Below are 20,036 nucleotides of genomic sequence, written 5' to 3'. Positions count from 1 at the left end.
AGTTCAAAATATTCGACCTTTTCTGTATTTTTAATACTAAGAAAAACAATGCGAACCGTCAAACCGGTTAATCATTACCAAATAAATACTTTTGAAGACAAGGATTAACTTACGCGAGTTAAAATTAAGAAGGCTGCGGTTTAAGCGGATAACGTATCGTTCGGCGCTCATCTTGCTGGGAATTGTTGCAATGGTAATTCTTGCCTTTAATTTTTGGTTTATTGATCACGCCAAAGATGCGCTGGAGCAGATTGTATACAATCAATCCAAAGGAAAACTTCGCCTCAAAGTAAGTAAGTTTAAGTTCAATTGGGTTACCAATAAAATTGAGCTCGAAAACGCATCCATACATAGTACGGATACCACGGCTGCAACCAGCTATTCGGTAAATACAGAGCGGATATCTATTAAGGCTCGCGGTTTTTTGCCTTTGCTTATCAAAAAGGAGATTCTTATCGATTCCATCCGTTTAACGGCTCCTAATGTAATATTTACCCGACATGCTCCCAAGAAACATACTCTCAAACATAAAGACACTACAGTAGACAATAGCTTTTCTGTTGCACAAGAAATGGGGCGTATTTCTAATTCGATTACGCAGGTGATAAATGTATTGGAGGTGGATAAATTTAGGCTAGACAGTGGAAGCTTTTCGCTTGTTAATAAAACCAAGCCTCATGAAACTCCCTTTACAGTTACCAACATTTACATACAGTTGGATCATTTGCAGTTTGATAAAGTTAATACAAGTAAAAAAGCACAGGAGAAAATCAGTTTTACCGAAAACATAGCGGTCCGCACCCATGATCAGAGTATCGTTTTTCCCGGTGGAAGACATTTTATTGCTTTCAAAGACTTTCGGGTAAATCTGCAAAACAAGCGGGTAGAATTTGATAGTTGCACATTGCGGGCTATAAAGGGAGATAGTTCACAAACTTCGTTTCGTATATTTTTTGATAAACTGCAACTAACCAATATCAATTTTGATTCTTTATACAGCACAGAAACTATTATTGCCGACTCCGTATTTTGTGATAGTCCAGAAATATATTTGGATATAGATAGCGATGTTAAAAAGCACGTAGTTAAGAAGGAGAAGAAAAAACGTGTGGAGCGCATAGATGCTTTGATGCAGCAGTTGTTGGGCGATATTAAGCTTAATTATGTAGGCGTAAAAGAAGCCGCTATTCACGTAAACACCATTAAAAAGGGGGTAACAAACACCTTTTCTGCTAGCGATAATAACTTCGAAATATATGATCTCTTAGTGAAGCATGATGAAGAGAAACCTATCCGGCTTCGCAAGTTTGTAATGTCGCTACATGATTATGAGACCTCATTGAGCGACGGTCGGTATGCTATTGCTTTCGATAGTATCGGTTTCGAAGATGATCTCATCAATCTGAGTAAATTTTCTTTCAAAGAATTTCATAAAGGCAAGACGGTAAAAAGCCTTGCGATGCCTACGTTTCAAGTACGAGGTCTATCATGGGAGTCGTTGTTATATGAAAATATTTTTTCAGCCAATAGCGCCAATTTTATTAATCCTATAGTGGATTATACCATTACAAGGAGAAAGCAAAAGGCCAGGAGAGGCAATCTGTTTGAAACTCTGAACAGCGTAGATGATGTGATGGATTTGAAAAACCTGCGTATTGAAAATGGGGAGATTACCCTTCGTCTCAGCAGAGGCGGAATATTGAGTTTACACAATGCCAATCTTGATTTAAGAGCCAATGAGCTCACGAGTGCTAATCGTATTAAAAGCGTACAGCGCTCGGTAAATGCACTTCATTTTGAAAAAGGTATTTTTAAAAAAGGAGCGCTGACGGCACAACTTACTAATGTTAATTTATCAGAAAATAAAAGCGGTCTTACTGCGAGCTCGTTAATACTCCAGTCAAAAGATATAGATGCAAAAGCAAATCATATAAGTCTGGGTACGGTTATTCTGGATAGTGCTACTAATAGTATTATAATTGATGGTGTAAAGTGGGCAAATGCTAGCCTTGTAATGAATCCTTCGGAGCATTCGCTGCATCAAAAGTCAAAATCGCAGAGGAAAGCCACGTCTATAGTACTGCGGAATATTCATACTTCCAATACCCATTTGGATGTTGCTTTAAAGCAGCATACGATTAGCGGTAAGTTAAATACTCTACTATTAAAGCAATTTGTGAAGAATGAGGCAGGTAAGCCGGAGATTAGGGGTATGAGCGTAGATGGTAATGATCTGCTGTTTACAGGACCGGATATAAGTGTGTCGGTAGATAAAATGGATATTGTGGATAATCAGCATAGTGTATTGACCAATATTCAGTTGTCCAAAATCAATAATAAAGATTCTATACTTGCTACCATTCCCCGATTTGCTATTATTCCTAATATTACGGAATTTATCAGCGGTGATCTTAAGTTGAGGGGCATAGAAATTACCGACCCTATAATTCATGCAAAACTAGGGCGGAAAGATTCCACAACCTCTACCGAAAAGAAGCAAGCACCACAGATTGTTATTGGATCAGCATTTATACAAAGACCCGATATTAAAATATCTTTTCAGGACAAACAGAATGCTTTTAGCCATGTGAGTTGGGATGGAAAGAGAGAAAACAGTTATTTGAAATTGACCAACCTAAAGTCCACCGATGAGATTCCCGTAAAGGCTGATCAGATTAAAATGTTCCTGACGCATTTCGAATTTGTCAATGCCAAAGGCAAAAAAACCGCTACGAATGATAACAAGCTGAATCTGGAGTTTAATGATGTTGTAGTGGAAAAAAATAAGGATAAATTGATTGACTGGCGTACAAATGTCAACATTCTCTCTCTCGACAGGTTATACTTCGATAGTCTCGGTAAAAACAATGCTGAATTGATGCTCGATAAAGGTGATGTGCACAATATTGTATTGAACTCAAAGTATATTAAAAATATCGGCAGTGTGATTGCCAACAGCGCAAACCTTCAAGTAAATGCAGTCAGCGGTAGTTTTCTTACAGGGAAAAATGAATTGTATTGGCATGGATTTGCTGTGCAGGATCAGATGTTCAGCGTAGACTCGGTGTATTTTACTCCCAAGCAGTCGGTTGAAGCGTATCGTATATCCAAAGCTTTTAATGAGGATTATTTAAGAGTACGTACCGGAAAAATCAGTGGCGGACCGGTAGACATGGAAAAATATGGCAATGATAGCATATTGAATGTCGGCAGTATTGCTTTAAATGATGTAAACCTCTTCACTTTCAAGGATAAAACACAACCCGACACTGTAGTCAAATACAAACCCCTGCCTGCCGAAATGCTGTTACACCTTAAAAATAGTCTGCATATCGATAGCATACGGCTGAAGAACATGCAAGTGACTTATTGGGAAATCAATCCTAATACGGATACTTTAGGCGTGGTTACTGTTGCAGATTTGAATACAGTAATTTCGAATATCAAGAATTACAATATTCAGCCTGATGACAGTATTTATATTTTAGCTACCGCTCGGATATTAGATCAATTGCCGGCTACACTACAGGTAAGCCAATCTTATAGTGACACCACAGGGTATATGCGAATGCAGCTCAATGCCGGCTCAATGGATTTGGCTCATTTCAATACCGTATTGGTTCCCTTAGTAGCCGCTAAAGTTTTTGATGGGCATTTAAACAGTCTCAATATTCAGGCCGTAGGTACAAATGAAGCGGCGGCGGGAATCGCACGCATGAATTATCGAGGGTTAAATGTAGGCTTACTGAATAAAAAAGATCTTCCCAATCAGACATTTCTGAATAAGCTGATCAGCCGCATTGCTATGATATTGGTGGTTCGGCGTAATAATAGTAATAAAGCATCTTTAGTCTTTTTCGAGCGCTGGCAGGATAAGTCACCTATTAATTACATCATCAAAACATCTCTCGAGGGTATTAAGTCCAGTATAGGCTTGCCAGGAGCAAAGAAAAAATTGAGAAAGTATAACAGAAAAGCTGCTTCCCATCAAAAAATAGATAATCCGTTGAAAAAATAACATTCACGACAGCATATTTGCTTAGTAAGGTTTTTACTTTCAGGGTGTTGTGAATTTTTCATCTTGGGTTCATTTGACGTATCTATTTATAATAACTTTGCCGGCGCAAGTTTTGTTATTTGTTTATGCAAAGAATTTACTTAGATAATGCCGCTACCACACCGCTCGATAAGGATGTGCTAGACGCAATGCTACCCTATATGACAACACACTTCGGAAATCCTTCCTCTATTTGCTCCTATGGAAGAGAAACCCGCCTAGCTGTGGAAAATGCTCGTAAAACAGTAGCAAAGCTGTTAAATGCTCACCCCGGGGAAATTTTTTTTACAAGCGGTGGCACTGAAAGCAACAATATGGCAATCTTAACAGCCATTCGTGATTTAGGTTGCAAACATATTATTACATCACCTATCGAACACCACGCAGTTTTACACACTGTAAGTCATTACGCCACAGGCGATATTACCAGTAGTTTTGTAAAACTGTTACCCGACGGTCACATCGATTTGCAAGATTTGGAATCGCAGCTGGCGCAAATACCAAAGAAATGCTTGGTTACCCTCATGCACGCCAATAATGAGATCGGCAATCTTTTAAGTATCAATGCAGTAAGTGCCTTATGCAAAAAATACAATGCTGTGTTTCATTCTGACTGTGTACAGACTGTAGGACACTATCCCATCGATCTGAGTCGTATACAGGTGGATTTTATTTCGGCTTCGGGGCATAAGTTTCATGGCCCGAAAGGTACCGGAATTCTTTACATCAATAATAATGTGCAAGTAAAGCCTTTGATTCACGGCGGCGGGCAAGAGCGTAACATGAGGGCCGGCACCGAAAATGTATACGGAATTGTGGGTTTTGCTAAGGCGCTGGAGCTGTCGATGGAGCGTTATGAAAAGGATTCGGCATATATTAAATCCTTAAAGGACTACTTGATTGAGCAGCTACAAAAGCATATTCCTAATATAAAGTTCAATGGGGATTATAGCGGTAGTAGTCTTTACACTATCGTAAATGTCTCTTTCCCAGCCACGCCAAAGTCCGAGATGCTGTTGTTTAATTTGGATATAAACAACATCTGTGTTTCGGGGGGGAGCGCCTGTAGCAGTGGAGCTAATCAGGGCTCGCACGTAATCAATGCCATCAGCAAAGACCCCGACCGGGTAGCCATTCGTTTTTCATTCAGTAAGTATAACACCAAGGAGGAAATTGACCAAGTAATTGAGAAGATTAAAGAGCTTTTATAGGCTTTTAAGCTTCTTTCAAGGGGGGTAAAATTTCTTTTCCACATTTGTGCATATTTATTATTCGGAATCTTCTGCGAGAAGGGATAAATTCGTCATAGTCTGATCCATTATCTGGTAACTTCTAAAACATTTCATGATGGCAATTAAAAATCCCGCTCTCAAAGGCCTTGTATTCTCCCGAAAATTCACCAAGGAAGGCGTGAATCCTTTCGATATGTTTAAGTATGACTACCGCACTTCGGTTATTAAAAACCCTAGCGGTGAGGTCGTTTTTCAGTTGGATAATGTGGAAGTTCCAGAACACTGGAGCCAGATTGCTACAGATATTCTTGCTCAGAAATATTTTAGAAAGGCTGGTGTTCCTCAGCCTGATGGCTCTTTGGGAAGGGAGACCAGTATTAAGCAAGTGGCACATCGTATGGCACATTGCTGGCGCAAATGGGGCGAGCGCTATAATTATTTTGCGAGTGAAAAAGATGCGCAAATCTTTTACGATGAGCTGGTATATTCCATATTAAATCAATCTTGTGCACCCAATAGTCCCCAATGGTTCAATACTGGTTTGCACGAAGCATATGGTATCACAGGTAAGCCACAAGGGCACTACTATGTAGATCCTAAGGATCAGCAATTAAAAAAATCTACTTCGGCTTATGAGAGACCGCAACCGCATGCATGTTTTATTTTGAGTGTTGAAGATGACTTGGTGAATGAAGGCGGTATTATGGATTTGTGGGTACGCGAAGCCCGTATTTTCAAATATGGTAGCGGAGTGGGAACTAATTTTAGCAATATACGTGCAGCGGGTGAAAAGCTTAGTGGAGGTGGAACATCTAGCGGGCTGATGAGTTTTTTGCGTGTGGGTGACCGTGCTGCCGGAGCTATTAAAAGTGGAGGCACTACTCGTAGAGCGGCGAAAATGGTGTGCCTAGATTTAGATCATCCCGAAATAGAAGATTTCATTAACTGGAAGGTTAAAGAAGAGGATAAAGTAGCTGCATTAATTGCAGCCGGTTATCCTAGTGACTACGAGGGCGAAGCTTATCGTACCGTGAGCGGGCAGAACAGTAACAACTCGGTGCGTATTCCTAATACGTTCTTCAAAGCATTGGCAGAAGACGGCGACTGGGAGCTAAAAGCCAGATGCGACGGCTCGGTAATGAAAAAAGTAAAAGCCAGAGATCTGTGGGAGCAAATAGCTTATGCAGCGTGGCGTTGTGCCGATCCGGGAACACAATACGATACCACCATCAATGAATGGCATACCTGCCCCGAGGGTGGGCGCATTAGGGCCAGCAACCCTTGTAGTGAATACATGTTTTTGGACAATACGGCTTGCAATCTGGCAAGTGTCAACCTGCGCAAGTTTTATGATGAAAACAAGAACCTCTTCGATGTGGAGGGGTTTGAATATACCTGTCGTTTGTGGACGGTTGTGCTTGAGATATCTGTGCTGATGGCACAATTCCCATCAAAAGAAGTAGCACAACTTAGTTATGATTACCGCACCTTAGGTTTAGGCTTTGCTAACTTAGGTAGCCTGCTAATGGTAAGTGGTATACCTTACGACAGCGAGGCTGCTAGAGGCATTGCCGGTGCCATTACGGCTATTATGACTGGAGTGGCTTATAGTACTTCCGCCGAAATGGCATCTATATTGGGGCCATTCCCTCGTTTTGAAGAAAACAGGGAGCATATGATGCGCGTGATGCGCAACCACCGGGCAGCCGCCTACGATGCTACCGAAGCGTATGAAGGGCTGGAGATAAAACCTTGTGGTATCAATGCCACCCACTGTCCGGATTATTTGCTGAAAGCTGCTACCAAAGCTTGGGACAATGCTGTGAAACTGGGTGAGCAGTATGGCTACAGAAACGCACAGACTACTGTAATCGCTCCTACCGGCACTATTGGGCTGGTTATGGACTGCGATACTACCGGAGTAGAACCTGATTTTGCTTTGGTGAAATTCAAAAAACTAAGTGGCGGCGGATATTTTAAAATCATCAATCAAAGTGTACCGCTAGCGTTGCGTACCTTGGGTTATTCTGAAAAAGAAATTGAAGATATTGTTCATTATGCAAAGGGGCATGCCACACTAAAAGGAGCTCCTTACATTAACGAAGAAAGCCTGGCAGCTAAAGGCTTTACTAGAGCCGATTTGGATAAACTCAATGCAGCAATGGGTACTGCATTTGAAATAGGTTTCGCATTTAATGTGTATACATTGGGTGAAGAATGTATGCAGCGCCTGGGCTTTAAACCAGAGCAATACAACGATTTTGGCTGGAGCATGTTAGATGCATTAGGCTTTACTAAGGAACAGATTGATGCTGCTAATACCTATGTATGTGGTACCATGACCGTAGAAGGGGCTCCGCATCTGAAAGAAGAGCATTTGCCAGTATTTGATTGTGCTAATAAATGCGGTCCTTTAGGTAAACGCTATATTCATGCGCATGGTCATATCCGTATGATGGCAGCCGTACAGCCTTTCCTTAGTGGTGCCATTAGTAAAACTATCAATCTCCCCAATGAAGCAACCGTTGAAGAAATTGCTGATGCTTACAAGCTAAGCTGGGAGCTGGGGCTCAAAGCCTGTGCATTATATCGTGATGGTTCTAAGCTCAGTCAGCCGCTCAGTAATAAAAGTGATAAGAAAAATAAAACTGAAGATGTCGTAGAGCAAAAAGAAGAACCCGTTGCCGAAAGTAGTATCATAGATTTAGGTAAGCTTACCATTGATGAGCTGCTGGAAGAGGTAAATAAACGCGTGCAGAATAGTGCCGATACCAGCCTTAAAAGGCAGCTGGCAAGAATTGTGGAGCGTAGGACCTTACCTGCAAAACGTAGGGGGTATACGCAGAAAGCCAAGATTAACGGGCAAACATTATTCTTACGTACAGGAGAATATAGCGATGGAACATTGGGAGAAATCTTTATCGATATGGCGAAGGAAGGTGCCACTATGCGCAGCCTGTTGAACTGCTTTGCGATAGCCGTTTCCATCGGCTTACAGTATGGTGTACCTCTCGAAGAGTATGTAGAGAAATTTGTATTTACTCGTTTTGAACCTTCCGGAATGGTGCAGCATCCTAACATTAAGTCTACAACATCTATAGTAGATTTTATATTCCGTGCTTTGGCATATGATTATCTCGGACGCACGGATTTGGTACATGTTTTGGATCAGCCTGGAAACCGGATTGCAGATGGAGAAGAGGGAGAATGGAGTGAAGATTCACCTACTATTGGTGAACGTACTTATGAAATGAGTGAAGTAAGAGTGGTAGCTGCTGCACCTAAAGTAGAGGAGAATGGTAGTGCTATGTCGCAGGGATTAGATGCAGTAAACGTAGCTGCTAAAAATATGCAGTCTGATGCCCCCGCCTGTAATGTGTGTGGACATATTACTGTAAGAAGTGGAACCTGCTACAAATGTCTCAATTGCGGTAATAGTTTGGGTTGTAGTTAGAACAAAAAAGAATACCTTATTACGATAAGGTATTCTTTTCTTTAAAATATATAAACACTATGTGACGTATATACAACCTTAGTTATTGTCACATAGTGTTTCTTATTTTCTGTTGTACTAAGTTGCCCAAGCTTTATCTCCTTTGTTATAAGGGATACAGGGTTCGTATTTACCGGGTATCGCTACATAGCGCAGGGCTTTGGTCGCACCTGGTTCTGATGTAAAGAAGCCTAAAAGCGTTAATTCTTTCATCATTCTGAAATAATGACGCGGTATTGAGGCCTTATCGTATCCAAAGTTGCCCTTTGCTCTTTCCAGAGAGTCTTTAATAGCTTCTTCTTTATCCAAAGCTTCTTTCTTAGCTTTATACTCGGGCGTTTTGGTGTACTCTTTTGCCTCCTTATCTAGCATGGTCAGCAACTCTTTGCGTTGCTCGGGTTGTATTTGCATAAAACCATTGCCGTATTTTTCTTTGCTAAGTGCCTCGATTTTCTTCATGCCTTCTCTGAAAACTTTTTGCTCTTCGGGGCGATAGCAATCACGAACCATTACATTCATAAATTCTCCTACTTTGGCATCTTTGGCACCAGGAGTATCGGTTCGGGGTATGATGGTTTCGGCTATTTCATCCAGATAAGCAATTTCTTCTTTAGTGAAGAAGTCGGGCAATGTCTTAGCTCCGGCTTCGGCTGCATCTTTGTTGGCGGCGGGTTTACAGCCGTATTGCAGAAACATTTCTGCGCCGAGTACTGTACCTCCCAATAAGAGGGCAACCCTTTGTACTGCTGTTCTTCTGTTCATGGTAATTTATTTGAAATGACAGCGTATTGAATTTTACTCTTTTCGTTGTCGAATGTTATATAAATTTATTAAAGGTTTCCTTTCTTTAATTCACTTACCGCAAAGTCTGCAGCTCTTGCTGTAAGCGCCATATAGGTAAGTGATGGATTAACGCAGGAGGCACTTGTCATGCAGGCACCATCCGTTACAAATACGTTCTTACAATCCCATACCTGATTGTTGCCGTTCAGTACTGATGTTTTGGGATCACGACCCATGCGCGCTGTACCCATTTCATGGATTCCCTGACCGAACCCGTAAACATTATCGTAGGTTTTTACGTCTTTCAGTCCAGCTGCTTCCAACATTTCAGCAGCATCGTTCATCATATCGATGCGCATTTTCTTTTCATTTTCTTTGATTTCAGCATCGATATTCAAAACTGGTAAGCCCCATTTATCTTTTACGTTTTTATCCAGTGTGACCTTGTTTTCATGATAGGGCAATATTTCACCGAAGGCGCCGAGACCTAATGTCCATGGTCCGGGTTCGCACAGCGCTTCTTTCAGTTCTGCTCCTACACTTAATTCGGCGATGTTACGTTGCCATCCCTGGCGGCTGGCGCTACCTTGGTAACCAAATCCACGCAGATAGTCTCTCTTGTCGTTACCAATATTTCTAAACCTTGGAATATAGATACCGCCGGGTCTGCGTCCGAAGTAATATTTATCCTCATATCCCTCAGCTTTGCCTGATGCACCGCAACGGAAATGGTGGTCCATCAGATTGTGGCCTAACTCGCCGCTGCTACTACCCAATCCCTCAGGCCAAATATCGGTAGCCGAGTTCATCAGAATCCAAGTGGAATTGAGTGCAGAAGCGCAGAGGAAAACTACTTTAGCGTAGTACTCGTAAGTTTGGTTTGTTTCGGCATCAAGCACTTCAACTCCTTTTGCTCTCTGAGTGTCTTTATCGTAAATAATTTTGGTTACAATAGAGAAGGGGCGCAATGTAAGATTGCCTGTTTTCATTGCAGCCGGTAGTGTAGAGGATTGTGTACTGAAGTAAGCACCAAAAGGACAACCCAACCAGCATTTATTGCGATATTGGCAGGCACTGCGACCTTCTAATGGGCGGGTAATATTGGCTATGCGAGCATTGGTAATAATGCGCGTACCATTGAAATGTTTTCTTACTCTTTCTGCAACATCTTTTTCCACGCAATTCATAGGCATGGCCGGCATCAGTTCTGCATCAGGAAAACCTGGGAAGTTTTCATTGCTTCCGTTGATTCCAGCAAACTTTTCTACATAACTATACCAGGGCGCAATGTCTTTGTAGCGTATGGGCCAATCCACTGCAATACCTTCACGTGCGTTAGCTTCAAAATCTATATCGCTATGACGATAGCAATGACGTCCCCACATGAGAGAGCGACCTCCTACATGATAGCCACGATACCAGTCGAAGCGTTTCGTTTCTACATAGGGGCATTCTTTTTCATTTACCCAATAGTCTAGGTTGGTTTCGTTAAGTGGATAGTCTCTTTTTAATACTGGATAGTTTTGAATCATTTCCTGTGTTCTGCCTCCGCGATGAGGAAAGTCCCAGGGGTTTTTATTTGCATTCACGTAGTCCTGAACATGTTTAATGTCCCGACCCCTTTCGAGCATGATAGTTTTCAGGCCTTTTTCAGTGAGCTCTTTAGCTGCCCAACCACCTGATATGCCACTGCCTACGACAATAGCATCATACGTGTTATTCGCCATATGGAATCGTTTAAATAGTTTTCGTTAAAAAAAATTCAAGCTTTTGGTGCAAGCAGGTTTTAAAGATATTTAAAAAAAATGATTGCTCTATACAATTTAAAAAAAGTTTAAAGAGCCTTTATGAAAAAACCGGGCTATTAGCCCGGCTTTTTTTATTGATGTCTATATAGACAAATATTTTATATGTTTAATCTCTTTCAAAAATATATACATCTCTGCCCGTATCAGTGTTACGTTGCAGTGTCATTTTTTTAAAAGTACCTGCGAGGTTTTCCTGAATCTTGTATTCCACGCCATCGTAAATGAGGGTTTTAGTATCTACAAAAGTATAGTTTACGTCCAGTGCAGGATTGTGTACACCCTCTGCATCATAGTACTGTACTTTTCCGTTTGATTTAAATTCTGCATATGCTGAGCCGGGAGTAAGATTCTCATCCAGTAAAGGAGTGGATGAATTTCCTACATAGGTTAAATGGCGAACATCCCATTTGCCGATTCTAGCGTTATTAATTATTGCATCCAAGCCCAACCCATCACGGGTTTTACTACATGCACTAAAAAGTATAATTGCAAGGATTGCCAAGAGAGCTAGTGTAGGACGATTTTTCATTAAAAAAGTTTTTTGTAGGGTTGAGGAATATTCATATTTATTGATGGGGTGCAATATGCATGCCAAAGACTACCATTATCCTATGTAATTGATATATAAAAGTTGTAAATATTTATAAGTCGATACGTCTTTTGTTGAACCTGAGGGGGGTACAAGTCTATTTTTAAATGCTATATCTTTGTCTTATGCAAAACAGCACTGATACAAGGTTTTCGGAAAGTACAGATGTACTTGCTGTACCTACTTCATCGTGCCAGTTGATAGTGTGGAATGACGATGTAAACACCTTTGACTGGGTGATTGAAACGCTCATGGATATATGTGGGCACAGTTATGAGCAGGCGGAGCAATGTGCATATATTATTCATTTTAAGGGTAAATATGCTGTGAAAGAGGGTGAGTATGAAGAATTGAAGCCGATGTGCGATGCCATCCTCGACAGAGGTATTAATGCTACCGTAGATGAGGTGGTATCTTAAATCAGGCTTTGATTTGGAATTGATTGCTCTATGCCGTTATTTGCTCTTGACGAGTCGTTGTATTTTCCTCCCGTGCATCTGGCCGAGCCCGACGGATTACTAGCGATGGGTGGAGATTTGTCCGTAGAAAGATTATTATTGGCCTATCGTTCGGGTATTTTCCCTTGGTATAGCGAGCCACCTATCTTATGGTGGTGTCCCAATCCTCGTTTTGTCCTTTTCCCATCTGAATTTAAAGTCAAAAAAAGTCTGAAGCCCCTTTTGAATCGTAATGCATTTGATTTTACCATCAATCGTGCTTTTGAAAAAGTAATTGAACATTGTAAAACCGTACCGCGTCCGGGACAGGATGGTACTTGGATTCGTGAGGAGGTGGTGCGTGCCTATACGCAGCTGCACCAACTAGGGTATGCTCATAGTGCCGAAGTTTGGAAAGATGGACAACTGGTGGGAGGGTTATACGGAGTAAGACTGGGAAAGGTGTTTTTTGGCGAAAGTATGTTTAGCTTGGTAAGTAATGCTTCTAAGTATGCGTTTACCAAATATGTGCAGCAGCTGGTTGCTGAGGATGTACAATTGATCGACTGTCAGGTATACACCGAATATTTGGAAAGCTTTGGGGCACGTATGATTGATGGTCAGGAGTTTCAAGCTTTATTGAAAAAATGGATTTGATTTTTGGATAGTTTGTTAAAACTTGTAATGCAATACGGTTGGTAGCATTTCTCGCCAGGTTGGCCAGTCGTGCTTGTATTGTTCGCCCCAGTTTTGAAAATCATAGGCAATTCCTTTTTGGTATAGGGTGCGTGCAAACTCTCCGCCAGCTTTAGGGTCCTCGTAAGCTCCACTTCCGGTGAGGATATGAATATGATTACTTTTACGGATGGTTTCCAAAATATGATGGTCGGTGAGATTAGGCATATAATGCCACGGACTATTGAAATACACACTATCGTCCATATAACCATCGCTGTAATAGGTAAGATCATACACGCCGCTCATAGCAATAACACCATTAATAAGATCGGGTCGTTTTAGAAATAAATTCATACTGTGCAGTGCACCAAAAGAGGCTCCGCTTACAATAATAGGGGTCTGGCTACTGGTAGCATTTTTAATGTAAGGAATTACTTCATTGTAGATATAATTATTCCATTGATCATGCCGGATCGATTTTTCTTGGGGGGGCATATGCTGATTCAACCAGCTTTCGTTATTTACACTGTTTACAGAAAATACTTTGATGGTACCAGCTTCGATAAATGGCCGCAGTGCCTCAATAAGCTCAAAGCGTTCATATTCGAGATAATCTGCTGCTGCCGTGGGTACCAGTAATAATGCAAAGCCATAATGTCCATAGGTTACAATGGGCATCTCTTTATTCAGCGAAGGACTATACCATCCAAAGATGTCTCTTTTCATGTAAAACTTTTTTCTAAAATAAAATATTTTACCGATAGTGTTGAATATTTATATTTTTGAAGCCTTATTACAAACGGATGAAATTAATACAAACAGCAGAAAGGGTTTCGCAATTAGATGCTTCTGATAACTATGTTTATCAGCGCTCCTTACTGGCTTATGCAGAAGCCGCCAATATGGTATCGGGTAATGTTTTGGAAATAGGAACGGGTAGCGGCTACGGTATTGAGCATATTGCCTCAAAAGCAACTCGATTTGTAACGATTGATAAATTTCAGAACGATAATATTCCGGAACTGGTGGCTAAACACCACAACATTGAATTCATTAAGATGAGTATTCCACCATTAGCCGGAATAGCCGATAATACTTTTGATTATGTAATTACCTTTCAGGTAATCGAGCATATTAAGAACGATAAGCTTTTTGTAAAAGAGATTCAGCGGGTGCTTAAACCTGGCGGCAAACTTATCGTTACCACACCCAATAAGAAAATGTCACTTACTCGCAATCCTTGGCATGTGCGTGAGTACACGGTAGATGAGCTGAAGAAATTACTGCTACAGGATTTCACATCTGTTCAAGCACTCGGTGTGTATGGTAATGATAAAGTGATGGAATATTATCAAGCCAATAAAAAAGCAGTAGAAAGAATTACTCGCTTTGATATTTTTAATCTTCAATACAATTTACCGCGCTGGTGTTTGCAAATACCTTATGATATCCTGAACAGATGGAACCGTAAAAAAATGCTTAAAAGCGATAATACACTAGTCTCCAGTATTCAAATGAGCGATTATTTTCTGTCAGAAGTAAATGATGAATGTTTGGATTTATTTTACATAGCGGAGAAATAGCAGTTGCTTTTATTCGTTGCCCAAAATGCTTTTGATTGCTTTGGCTTTCAGCATGCATTCTTCCCATTCTTTTTCGGCATTGCTGTAAGCTGTAATGCCGCCTCCGGTTTGGAATGAAAGATAGCCGTTAGATTCGTTATACATCATACTACGGATTACTACATTAAAATCAAAATCCCTCTCGGGAGTAAAATATCCCAACGCCCCTGAAAAAATACCCCTTTTGCTTCTTTCATATTGATCGATGAGCTGCATGACTTTGATTTTAGGTGCACCCGTCATGGAACCCATGGGAAAAGTAGCATTAATGATATCCATAAAACGTACATCATCCTGCAATGCCCCACTGATGGTGGAAATCATTTGATACACTTGCGGAAAACTATATATGCCGAAGAGTTCATCCACTTTTACGCTACCCTCCTTACAAATGCGCGATAGATCGTTACGCACCAGATCTACTATCATTACATTTTCGGCTTTATCTTTTTCACTTTGCAGCAGCTGTTGTTTTTCTGTAGCTGTGCCGCTGATGCGCTGCATAGTACCTTTGATCGGCTGACTAATGATATGTTGGCCATTTTTTTTCAGAAAGCGCTCGGGGCTGGCACATAATAGCCACTTGTCATTTGTTTTATACAGTCCGGCAAAGGGATTGGGGGATAGGGTATTGAGTTGGGCGAACAGCGTAATGGGATCCAACCTCACACCTTCGGCAAAAAATTCCTGACAGAAATTAATTTCATAACAATCGCCTCTATGAATGTGTTCCTGCAGGCGTTTAATGATATGGAGATATTCTTCCCTCGGTATTTTATTTTGTACGGGTACTGATAGGGTTGTAGTACCGGTATGAACGTTCTCGGAGTTTTCAATAGCTTGAAATACGGCCTCAGGATCGCTTCCGATAATTTCCAAAACCTCTTTTTTCAAAATCAGCAGTACTTCTGGTTCAAAAAAGAAGATGTCAGGAAATTGTATGTGATCAGCTTTAAAGGTGTGGCTTGTTCTTTCAAATGTGATTAATTCGTAGCCCAAATGCCCCAATAACCAGGAGGGTCTCTGATTTAGAAATAGTTCGAAACCGGGAAGGGCGTCAATACCGGAGGATTGATATTGCCGTACGGCTCCAGCACCTATTAGCCATTGGTGGTGGCCGGTATAATGGTTGCTGTCTAAAAAACAAAAAGTGTTGAACTTTCGAAGCCAATTCAACACCTTTTGTTTAAAAACACTTATATCGTTAACTGTAAAAGTGCTTTGCAATGGTTTTAGTAAAAGAGATTATTAAAAGTCGTCTTCCTCGTCATCATCGAAGGTTGGATCGCCAAACAAATCTTTGAACTCATCATCCAAGCCGAAGTCATCGTCATCATCAAATGACTTTTTACCTCTGCCGGATTTACCTTTCGACTTTGGCAAATCGAACTCCTCAAAGTCTTTATCCCAATCGTCATCTTCTTCTACCTTATCCCAATCATCAATTTCGTCAATGTCATCTTCATCATCAAATTCTTCTTCCTTTTTCGATTTCGGGGAAGCTTTCTTTACAGGCTTCTTTTCGTTAAAGGTCTCTTTGTCACTTAATTTAGATTTATTTGACTTTGCCATAATCTAAAAATTATACTGTAAATTTTATTCGAAGTTTTTAAATCGCCAAATTTTTTAATTTTCTTTTTTTGAAAAAAATTACAGAACAATTAGCTGGTCTCTTTCGGGCCCGTTGGAGATATATTTAATAGCTACTCCCAGATATTCATTAATAAATTTAATATAGTTTTTGGTCTTTTCGGGCAGCGAATTATAGTCTTTTGCCTGACTGATATCGGTGTTCCATCCTTCGAATTTCTGATATACAGGAACGTAGTGGTCCAAATCGAGGCGGAAAGGGACTTCCTTAATTTCCTTACCACGAATGCTGTATGCAGTACATACCTGTAGTTCTTCAAAGGTATTGAGCACATCAGCCTTAGTCATTACAATTTTGGTAACACCGTTGATCATGCAGGCATAGCTAAGGGCAACCAGATCAATCCATCCGCAGCGGCGTGGACGCCCGGTTGTAGCACCGTATTCATTACCAATATCGCGAAGCTTTTGTCCGTCGGCATTTTCCAGCTCGGTAGGGAAGGGGCCACTACCTACTCGGGTGCAATAAGCTTTCGTAATACCTATAACATCTTTCACGTGCTGGGGTGCAATACCCAAACCGCTGCATACGCCTGCGGTAATAGTATTGGACGAAGTAACAAAGGGGAAGGTCCCGAAGTCAAGGTCCAACATGCTGCCCTGAGCACCTTCGGCCAGTATTTTTTTGCCTTCTTGAATAAGCTTGTTGATGAAGTATTCTCCGTTTACAATATTGAGTTCTTTGAGGAATTCAACGGCTTCGAAGAATTCTTTTTCGTCGTTGGAAATATCTTCTTTATAGTGGTAGGTATCTATAATTACCTGATGTTTTTGGCGTAATTGATCATATAGCTCTTTAAAATCGTCGCGTAAAATATCACCCACGCGCAATGCATTGCGGCCGGTTTTATCCATATATGCTGGGCCGATACCTTTCAATGTAGAGCCGATTTTGCTTTTGCCTTTTGCCTGTTCGGAAGCTTTATCCAGTGCCCTATGGGTGGGCAATATAAGGTTGGTGCGTTCGGCAATAAAAAGGTTCTTTTTAAGATCAATTCCGAAAGCGGCTACGTTCTCGCATTCTTTTTTTAATGTGATAGGGTCCAGTACTACACCATTTCCGATGATATTGATTTTATCTTCATAAAAAATTCCGGAAGGTATTTGATGCAATACCAGTTTTTTGCCATCCTTGTATAAGGTGTGTCCAGCATTGGGACCACCTTGGAAGCGGGCTATCACATCATAATCTTTAGCAAAATAATCTACTATCTTACCTTTCCCCTCATCTCCCCATTGAAGCCCTAAAATAACATCTACCATCTGCCTTGTTTTTGGTTAAAAAATTGAAGTGCAAAAATAAGGGTTCGTGTTGCGAAAAAAGAAATTATCGGCCTTGGAAGCCGAAAAATATAAAGGGTGCTCTTGAAGTGAAGGCTCAGCGGCTTTTATTTGGATATGTCCTCTGTATCGTACCGCGAGACCGACTCTACGCCATCCACCTCTCCCAGTCTTCGCACCAGCTCGTCCAGCTCTTCCTTGTCGTGAACGAATAACTTGATGTTTCCTTCGAACAGGCCTTCCTGAGCCTCAATGGTAAGGGCGGCAATATTGATTTTGAGTTCGCCCGAGATGAGGTTGGTAATCTTGCTTACCATACCTACATCGTCGATACCCACAATTTTGATACCGGTGAGGAAGGAAATTTCCTTATTCTTCGCCCATTTAGTTTTTACAATCCGGTGGCCGTAGTTGGCCATCAGTTTAGGTGCATTGGGACAGTTGGTGCGGTGAATGGTAAGGCCTTTTCCAGTAGTAACAAAGCCAAATACGTCATCACCGGGAATGGGTTTACAGCAGTTGGCCAAAGTGTATACAATCTTGTCGCTGCTTTCCCCGAAGATAATTAGTTCGGCATCTTTAGCCGGAGTAGGTAATGGTGGAGCGCTCTCTGTTTTAGATTCGGCCGGTTTAGGTGGGGCCGGAGCTTCCAACCTGTCACCCATAACCTTAAAGTCTTTAAGTTCTTTAAGGTCGATATTTTTTATAGCAATCTGATAATACAGCTCAAGATTGGAGTTCAGCTTATAGTACTGGGCTATAGTTTCTACATTGCCCGGATACATGGGAACTCCCATAGCTTCCAGTTTGCGATGCAATGTGTATTTGCCTTCTTCTCCGATTTTCCTTTTCTCCTCTTTAAGCGCCTCCTTAATTTTGTTTTTAGCCTTGGCTGTAATGACGAATTTGAGCCAGTCTTCCGAAGGTGATTGTTTATTACTGGTGATGATTTCGACCTGATCACCGCTGGATAGCTTGTAGCTGATAGGCACCAGCTTGTGATTGACCTTAGCGCCGATGGTTTTGGCACCAATAGCCGAGTGTATGGCAAAGGCAAAATCCAGCGCACTACTACCGGCAGGCAACATTTTGATATCGCCTTTGGGGGTGTATACATAAATTTCTTCGGCTAGGGAGCTGGTTTTAAAGTCCTGCAGAAAAGCCACGCTATCGTCGGCGTCTTTACTGTTCAGCGCTTCCCGTATCTGTTGGAACCACTTATCAAAACGGTTTTCGCTTTGCGAGCCTTCTTTATATTTCCAGTGTGCGGCCAGCCCTTTCTCGGCAATCTCGTTCATACGGCGGGTACGAATCTGTACTTCCACCCATCGCCCGCGTGGTCCCATTACGGTAGTATGCAATGCTTCATAGCCGTTGGATTTAGGATTACTTACCCAGTCGCGCAAGCGCTCAATCGACGGCGTATATTCATCAGTAATGAGTGAGTAAACTTTCCAACAGTCTTCTTTTTCTTTTTCCGGACTGCTGTCGAGAATAATTCTGATGGCAAAAAGGTCGTATACTTCTTCGAAGGATACGCCTTTCTTTTTCATTTTGTTCCAGATGGAGTGAATGTTTTTGGGCCGACCAAATATTTCGAACTTAAAATTGTTTTTTTCGAGTTTTTCTTTAATCGGTTTGATAAATTCATTGATATAACGCGTTCTTTCGCGCTTGGTTTCGGCGAGTTTTCGGGCGATTTCTTTGTAGGTATCAGGCTCCAAATATTTCATGGCCAGATCTTCCAGCTCGGTTTTGATGGCATACAGTCCCAAGCGGTGTGCCAGCGGAGCAAAAATGTACACGGTCTCGGAGGCAATTTTCAGCTGCTTTTCGCGCTTCATGCTGTCGAGTGTGCGCATATTGTTGAGCCTATCGGCCAGTTTGATAAGAATTACCCGGGGATCATCGGTAAGTGTGAGTAAAATTTTCCTGAAATTTTCTGCCTGTGCCGAAGCTTTTACATCTATGACATTGGAGATTTTGGTTAGTCCATCTACAATGCGTGCAATCTCCGATCCAAACTCGCGTTCAATATCTTGAAGGGTAACATCGGTGTCTTCTACGGTGTCGTGCAATAGGGCACATATAGTGGAACGCACTCCAAGGCCAATTTCCTCTACACATATTTTAGCTACGGCTATGGGGTGTAAAATATAGGGTTCGCCACTTTTGCGACGCATGCTGCTGTGAGCTTCTGCAGCCATTTCGAAAGCAGAACGTATGAGGTCTTTATCGCCCGGTTTTAGTTTGTCTTTTAATAAACGTAACAGGGAACGGTACTCGCGTAAAATGAGCTTTTTTTCCTCTTCCTCGGTAAGATTGTATTTGGGTTTTTGCTCTATTGTCTTCATTATCAATATACTCTCCTAGTCCGATATCACTTCTTAGGTATACAAGTGATTA

The 20,036-nt window shown here is 41.3% G+C and carries 14 protein-coding genes; 6 read left to right on the top strand and 8 right to left on the bottom strand.

Translation table 11 applies throughout. From position 1 onward, the window contains the following. The first annotated feature begins 91 nt into the window (after positions 1 to 91). The 3 genes from PIECOFPK_RS01305 (at position 92) to PIECOFPK_RS01295 (ending at position 8,743) form a co-directional block, all read left to right on the top strand. A complete protein-coding gene (locus PIECOFPK_RS01305) occupies positions 92 to 4,018 on the top strand; it encodes a hypothetical protein (RefSeq protein ID WP_409966334.1) in 3,927 nt (1,308 codons plus the stop codon). Positions 4,019 to 4,143: 125 nt separating this feature from the next. Then, positions 4,144 to 5,268, top strand: coding sequence for a cysteine desulfurase family protein (locus PIECOFPK_RS01300; RefSeq protein ID WP_330974541.1), 1,125 nt, complete (start codon positions 4,144 to 4,146; stop codon positions 5,266 to 5,268). Between the two features lie 136 nt (positions 5,269 to 5,404). Continuing rightward, complete coding sequence (locus tag PIECOFPK_RS01295) at positions 5,405 to 8,743, top strand: vitamin B12-dependent ribonucleotide reductase (protein WP_409966806.1); 3,339 nt, start codon at positions 5,405 to 5,407, stop codon at positions 8,741 to 8,743. Positions 8,744 to 8,860: 117 nt separating this feature from the next. On the opposite strand, the gene PIECOFPK_RS01290 is transcribed toward PIECOFPK_RS01295, so the two are convergent. The 3 genes from PIECOFPK_RS01290 to PIECOFPK_RS01280 form a co-directional block, all read right to left on the bottom strand. Continuing rightward, positions 8,861 to 9,544: a gluconate 2-dehydrogenase subunit 3 family protein gene (locus PIECOFPK_RS01290; protein WP_330974539.1), complete on the bottom strand. Its 684-nt coding sequence runs from the start codon at positions 9,542 to 9,544 to the stop codon at positions 8,861 to 8,863. Positions 9,545 to 9,612: 68 nt separating this feature from the next. After that, positions 9,613 to 11,292, bottom strand: a complete 1,680-nt coding sequence (locus tag PIECOFPK_RS01285; protein WP_330974538.1) for a GMC family oxidoreductase — start codon at positions 11,290 to 11,292, stop codon at positions 9,613 to 9,615. Between the two features lie 187 nt (positions 11,293 to 11,479). Next, entirely contained in the window at positions 11,480 to 11,902 is a 423-nt protein-coding gene (locus tag PIECOFPK_RS01280; protein WP_330974537.1) for a hypothetical protein, read from the bottom strand. Positions 11,903 to 12,087: 185 nt separating this feature from the next. Here PIECOFPK_RS01280 and PIECOFPK_RS01275 point away from each other — a divergent pair, with 185 nt between their 5' ends. Both PIECOFPK_RS01275 and aat read left to right on the top strand, forming a co-directional pair. Further along, positions 12,088 to 12,381 carry an ATP-dependent Clp protease adaptor ClpS gene (locus PIECOFPK_RS01275; RefSeq protein WP_409966333.1) on the top strand — a complete coding sequence of 98 codons (294 nt, stop codon included), beginning with the start codon at positions 12,088 to 12,090 and terminating at the stop codon, positions 12,379 to 12,381. Between the two features lie 30 nt (positions 12,382 to 12,411). After that, the gene (aat, locus tag PIECOFPK_RS01270) at positions 12,412 to 13,056 is read left to right on the top strand and encodes a leucyl/phenylalanyl-tRNA--protein transferase (protein ID WP_409966332.1); all 645 of its coding nucleotides are present in this window, start codon (positions 12,412 to 12,414) and stop codon (positions 13,054 to 13,056) included. Positions 13,057 to 13,071: 15 nt separating this feature from the next. Here aat and PIECOFPK_RS01265 read toward each other — a convergent pair whose 3' ends face one another. After that, the gene (locus tag PIECOFPK_RS01265; protein ID WP_409966331.1) at positions 13,072 to 13,803 is read right to left on the bottom strand and encodes an esterase family protein; all 732 of its coding nucleotides are present in this window, start codon (positions 13,801 to 13,803) and stop codon (positions 13,072 to 13,074) included. Between the two features lie 77 nt (positions 13,804 to 13,880). Here PIECOFPK_RS01265 and PIECOFPK_RS01260 point away from each other — a divergent pair, with 77 nt between their 5' ends. Further along, positions 13,881 to 14,660: a class I SAM-dependent methyltransferase gene (locus tag PIECOFPK_RS01260; RefSeq protein ID WP_330974533.1), complete on the top strand. Its 780-nt coding sequence runs from the start codon at positions 13,881 to 13,883 to the stop codon at positions 14,658 to 14,660. Positions 14,661 to 14,669: 9 nt separating this feature from the next. Here the strand turns inward: PIECOFPK_RS01260 and PIECOFPK_RS01255 are convergent, their stop codons facing one another. The 4 genes from PIECOFPK_RS01255 to PIECOFPK_RS01240 form a co-directional block, all read right to left on the bottom strand. Continuing rightward, positions 14,670 to 15,878: an anthranilate synthase component I family protein gene (locus PIECOFPK_RS01255; protein WP_330974532.1), complete on the bottom strand. Its 1,209-nt coding sequence runs from the start codon at positions 15,876 to 15,878 to the stop codon at positions 14,670 to 14,672. A gap of 69 nt (positions 15,879 to 15,947) precedes the next feature. Then, positions 15,948 to 16,271 carry a hypothetical protein gene (locus PIECOFPK_RS01250; protein WP_330974531.1) on the bottom strand — a complete coding sequence of 108 codons (324 nt, stop codon included), beginning with the start codon at positions 16,269 to 16,271 and terminating at the stop codon, positions 15,948 to 15,950. Between the two features lie 78 nt (positions 16,272 to 16,349). Beyond that, positions 16,350 to 17,612, bottom strand: a complete 1,263-nt coding sequence (locus PIECOFPK_RS01245; RefSeq protein ID WP_330974530.1) for an adenylosuccinate synthase — start codon at positions 17,610 to 17,612, stop codon at positions 16,350 to 16,352. Positions 17,613 to 17,737: 125 nt separating this feature from the next. Beyond that, entirely contained in the window at positions 17,738 to 19,984 is a 2,247-nt protein-coding gene (locus PIECOFPK_RS01240; protein WP_409966330.1) for a RelA/SpoT family protein, read from the bottom strand. Positions 19,985 to 20,036: the final 52 nt, after the last annotated feature.

It is taken from the genome of Chitinophagaceae bacterium C216 (assembly GCA_028485475.2).
GTDB classification, from domain to species: domain Bacteria; phylum Bacteroidota; class Bacteroidia; order Chitinophagales; family Chitinophagaceae; genus Niabella; species Niabella composti.
This window is presented reverse-complemented; position numbering and strand designations above follow the sequence as displayed.